General features: G+C 58.7%; 4 protein-coding genes. 2 read left to right on the plus strand and 2 right to left on the minus strand.

Going from position 1 to position 4539, the window contains the following annotated elements:
- Window positions 1-477, minus strand: a 477-nt coding sequence (locus AC4FAH_RS13330; RefSeq protein WP_490246192.1) for a LysR family transcriptional regulator, incomplete at its 3' end; no start/stop codon positions are given.
- Window positions 478-705: 228 nt separating this feature from the next.
- Here AC4FAH_RS13330 and AC4FAH_RS13335 point away from each other — a divergent pair.
- Window positions 706-1905, plus strand: coding sequence for an oxidoreductase (locus AC4FAH_RS13335; protein ID WP_286988069.1), 1200 nt, complete (start codon window positions 706-708; stop codon window positions 1903-1905).
- 116 nt (window positions 1906-2021) lie between these two features.
- Here AC4FAH_RS13335 and arfA read toward each other — a convergent pair whose 3' ends face one another.
- Window positions 2022-2201, minus strand: a complete 180-nt coding sequence (gene arfA / locus AC4FAH_RS13340; protein ID WP_107335003.1) for an alternative ribosome rescue factor ArfA — start codon at window positions 2199-2201, stop codon at window positions 2022-2024.
- A gap of 954 nt (window positions 2202-3155) precedes the next feature.
- Between arfA and AC4FAH_RS13345 the strand changes: the two genes are divergently transcribed.
- A partial coding sequence (locus AC4FAH_RS13345) for a trimethylamine monooxygenase (RefSeq protein WP_490246193.1) occupies window positions 3156-4539 on the plus strand: 1384 nt, incomplete at its 3' end.

Consider the following 4539-nt stretch of genomic DNA (forward strand, 5'->3'; position numbering starts at 1 on the left):
CACTGAGCGCGGCGTGCCGTGGCTTGCCAGATAGTCCGGTGATGCACAGATGACGCGATGGTTGGTGGCCAACCGCCTGGCGATCAGGCCGAGCTCGGGCTGTGCGGTGCTGCGTATCGCCAGATCCATCCCTCCATGGACCAGGTCGACCACCGCGTCCGATAGCGTCAGGTCCACGATCACCTCGGGATAGCGCTCCATGAAGCGCAACAGCAGGGGCATCACCTGCAGTTTGCCCAATGCATTGGAACACGAGAGGCGAATGCGCCCCTTGAGCGCGCCGCTGCCTTCGGCAATCTCCTGCTCCACATTGCGCAGGCGCTCCTGCAACTCCCGCGTCTCCAGGGCATAGAGCTGCCCTGCTTCACTCAAGCGCATCTGCCGAGTGGAGCGAATCAACAACTGGGCACCAAGGCGCTGTTCCAGCTGCGCGATGCGCTTGCTGATCGCGGAGTGGGTAATGCCAAGCTGCCGCACCGGTGAAGGTGCCGGCGTCGACGACGGCGTGAAAGATGTCGAGGTCCGTATGCGTTTTCATATGTTCCATTTGCTCACGGAAACTGTGCGCGCACAACGGATTATCACCGTCCGCAAGGCATGTCACCCTGTCATAAGTTCCTGAAATGAAAGATTCAGTACCACATTGCTCGGCATATCCCTTGCCACATCTTTTACTTAACGCGCACCAAGAGAGACATCGCCACCATGACAGACCAGCCAACAGCCTCCGCCCTGTTTACCCCTTTCACGTTGCCAAGCGGCCGGGTGCTCGCCAACCGAATCGTCAAGGCTGCGATGTCGGATTCTCTCGGCGATGGCACGGGGCACCCCAGTGAGGCACAGCTGCGCCTTTACGAGCGCTGGGCAGAGGGTGGCGTGGCGGCATCGCTGGTCGGTGAGGTACAGCCTGACCACCACCATGCCGAGAAACCGGGCAATCTGGTGCTCAACGCGCAATCCGATCTCGCGGCCTTCACGCAACTGGCCCAGCGCGGTCAACAGCACGGTGCAGACCTCTGGCTGCAGCTCGGCCACGCCGGTGCGATGGCCTACCCACCGACCAGCACGGCGCACGGCCCCAGTGCCCTGGATATTCCCGGGCTACGTTGCGAGGCCATGAGCCTGGAGGCCATCAAGGCATTGCCTGCTGCCATGGCAATGACGGCTCGCCTGGCGCGTGAAGCCGGGTTTGGCGGGGTACAGGTGCATGCGGCACACGGCTTCCTGCTCAGCCAGTTCCTGTCCCCCCTCTTCAATCAGCGTACGGATGACTACGGCGGCAGCCTCGACAACCGCATGCGGCTCATGCGTGAGGTGATCATTGCCGTGCGTGAGGCCGTAGGCCACGACTACCCGGTCATGGTGAAACTCAACTCCAGCGACCAACTGCAAGGCGGTTTCGAGGAAGCCGAAGCGCTGCAGGTAATCGCAGCGCTCGATGAGCTGCCCATCGATCTGATCGATATCAGTGGTGGCACCTACTTCCCCGGCGCGAGCTCGGCGTCGGATGCCAGCGCCAGCGGCCCCTACTTCGTCGAATTCGCCAAGCGTGCACGCGAGGTAACGACTCTGCCCCTGATGGCAACCGGCGGCTTCAAGACACTCGCGCAGGCCGAAGACGCCGTGGCACAGGGAGCCGTCGACCTTGTCGGCCTGGCCCGCCCACTGGCGCTGCACCCGTCACTGCCCACACTCTGGCAGGCCGGAGAATGCCCCGCGCCAGAATTCCCGCGTTTCAGCGCGCCGCCTGAAGGCGGGGTGACAGCCTGGTATACCCTGCGCCTGACGCAGCTGGGGGAGGATCGTGAGCATGAATCACTGGGCGAATTGGAGACGGTGCTGGCCGACTATGAAGCCCGCGACGCCGCACGCGCCGAGACCTGGAATGCGCACTTCTCGAACTGAGTCGCTTTCAGTAGGACAGACGCAGAACGCCGCAGCGCTGACGCTGCGGCGTTCATGTTTCAGCCCCTTGCGGTGATGCAAGTCAGGTCGTGGGAAACCGCACCAATGAAGCGTCTTCAGGCAGCGTTGTGCACACTGACTGAAGGCGCTTCACTGCCGCCCCTGTTTCCCTGCGACTTGCCCTGGCGCTGATAGCTGCCCTTGCCCTTGCGCGCCTTTACCACGCGTTGCTTGAACATCGGGGTACGCAGCACCGCCTTGAGCGCGTTGTCCTGCACCTTGCGCTTGTGAGTCATGGTGTCTTCTCCTGTGGACTTTCTGTCACCGGCCCAGTATACGCCCTTTCGGCATGCAGAGTGATCAACCTCCGCTTGTCCCCCTCGTCGCTGGTCTGTCGAGTGCATAGCCCCGCGAATAGTTCTGCAAATAGCCCAGCAGTTCCTATAGGAAAACCTCCAGAAAATCCTCCAGCGAATCCTCCAGCGAGGATCATTCGATAATCTGGCGCCCTTTTCCCTCCTGCCCCCCTGTTCTTTCTCCATTCACACACCACTCACTACTGTGACACCTATTTTCCATCCTCCTCACACCCTTATTTACGCAAAATCTCAAAATTACCAGCACCCGCCTGCTTGACCAATAGATCATTTCAGCCCTTCACCCGCTTGACTCAGCATGCCTTGAATAGGCAGAAAATTATCCACCTTCGAATCGACATTGCAACACGGCAATCTTCTTTTCTTTCCACATGGAAAACAAGCCAGATAACGCCATGGCAAACCACCGGCATAACCTCAAAAATATACACACAAATCAACAGCTTACAAGAAAAACACCCAAGCCATGAGCCGATAAATCGCATCCTTGCGCCTGACCTTTCCAAAGTGACACAACCCGAAATAATCTTACCACTAAAGTCTAAACACCCTCGTGATCGTGTACACTTCATACACTCAGAATCAATGCCTCACATTTGAGATGGCGCATCATTTCTGCGAGGATGCCTCACGTTCCGCGAGCAGTAGATTGCTCTAAAGGCAAGAAAAATACGGCTTCCGTGTTCAGGTTCAGCGAAATGTCAGGTGGCCAGTCAACTGGATTCCTTACCTTTCCAGGCCACCCAAGCGCTGGATAACGCTCATTATTATCGCGCTCCACTACATAGGAAAAAGCACCTGGTCAACACGAGATCCCGCAACTCGGGGTTCACGGAACATGACGTCTCATTACAGTCTCAACAGGAAATACCCATGACAAAACGCATTGCGATCATTGGCGCAGGGCCGAGTGGCCTGGCACAGCTGCGCGCCTTTCAATCTGCCGCTGACAAGGGTATCGATATTCCCGAAATAGTCTGTTATGAAAAACAGAGTGACTGGGGGGGCCTGTGGAATTACAGCTGGCGCACCGGTCTCGATCAGAATGGTGAGCCCGTCCACGGCAGCATGTACCGCTACCTGTGGTCCAACGGCCCCAAGGAATGTCTGGAGTTCGCGGATTATTCCTTCGAGGAGCACTTCGGCCATCCCATCGCCTCGTACCCGCCACGTGCGGTGGTCTTCGACTACATTAAGGGTCGGGTCGAGAAGGCAGGCGTGCGCAAGTACATCCGCTTCAACTGCCCGGTGCGCCACGTCAGCTTTGACGACACCCGCGAGCAGTTCACCGTCAGTGTCCATGACCTGCAGGCCGATGCGGTCGTTCAGGAGCAGTTTGATCACGTCATCGTGGCATCGGGTCACTTCTCGACCCCCAACGTGCCCGAATTCCCGGGATTCTCGCAGTTCAATGGCCGTATCCTGCACGCTCATGACTTCCGCGACGCGCTGGAATTCAAGGGCAAGGACCTACTATTGATCGGCAGCAGCTACTCTGCCGAAGATATCGGTTCACAGTGCTACAAGTATGGCGCTCGCAGCATCACCACCAGCTATCGCACCGCCCCGATGGGCTTTGCCTGGCCGGACAACTGGGAAGAGAAGCCTCTGTTGCTGAAGGTGGACCGCGACACGGCCTATTTCCGCGATGGCAGCAGCAAGAAGATCGATGCCATCATCCTGTGTACCGGCTACCTCCACCACTTCCCCTTCCTGGATGAGCCACTGCGCCTCAAGACGGGCAATCGCATGTGGCCGCTCGGTCTCTACAAGGGCGCTGCCTGGGAAGAGAATCCGCGCATGTTCTACCTCGGCATGCAGGACCAGTGGTACACCTTCAACATGTTCGATGCCCAGGCATGGTGGGTGCGTGACGTGATTCTCGGTGAGATCGCGCTGCCCAGCCGCGAGGCGATGCAGGCGGATAGTCAGGCATGGCGTGACAGGGAAGAGACTCTGGACAGCGATGAATCAATGATCCTCTTCCAGGGCGATTACGTGAAGTCACTGATTTCGGAGACGGATTATCCGAGCTTCGATATCGACGGCGTCAATCGCACCTTCCTCGAGTGGGAGCACCACAAGCACGAGAACATCATGACCTTCCGTGACTACTCCTACCGCTCGCTGATGACCGGCACCATGGCCCCGCGCCATCACACGCCCTGGCTCGACGCAATGGATGATTCGCTGGAAGCCTTCCTGGCGCAGCCCGACAAGAGCGCCAGACAAGCAGGCGGCGAGACAGCCACCGCCG

The organism is Cobetia sp. (assembly GCF_983723665.1).

Coding starts and splice junctions, on each gene's coding strand:
- arfA (WP_107335003.1), bottom strand. CDS start 2,201: ATGACTCACAAGCGCAAGGTGCAGGACAACGCGCTCAAGGCGGTGCTG.
- AC4FAH_RS13335 (WP_286988069.1), top strand. CDS start 706: ATGACAGACCAGCCAACAGCCTCCGCCCTGTTTACCCCTTTCACGTTG.